Annotated in this window: 1 protein-coding gene; it reads left to right on the top strand. The window is 72.4% G+C overall.

The window, feature by feature from the left end; all coding sequences use genetic code 11:
- The coding region (locus AX685_RS15680; protein WP_197418650.1) for a prepilin peptidase at positions 1–257 on the top strand (257 nt) is incomplete at both ends.

Genomic DNA, 257 nt, shown 5'->3' with positions numbered 1-257 from the left:
CCGCCGACGCCGCCGATCAGCCGGTCGGGCCAGTCGGGCGCGATGGGATGGGCGGGGGCGACCCCAAGTTGTTCGGCGCGATCGGCCTGTGGCTGGGCTGGCGGTTGCTGCCGGCGGTGCTGGTGATCGCGGGGCTGGTCGGGCTGGGGTGGATCGCGTTCCAGCACTGGCGCGGCCGGACGATGGCGGCTGACGATGCGCTGCCGCTGGGCACGTTGATGGCGGTGGCGGCTTACCCGGCATGGATCGTCATGATA

Origin of the sequence: Sphingomonas sp. CCH9-F2 (genome assembly GCF_001556735.1) — a bacterium.
Lineage (GTDB): Bacteria > Pseudomonadota > Alphaproteobacteria > Sphingomonadales > Sphingomonadaceae > Sphingomonas > Sphingomonas ginsenosidimutans.
The sequence above is the reverse complement of the archived record's forward strand: the minus strand, read 5'-3'. Positions and strand labels throughout refer to the sequence as shown.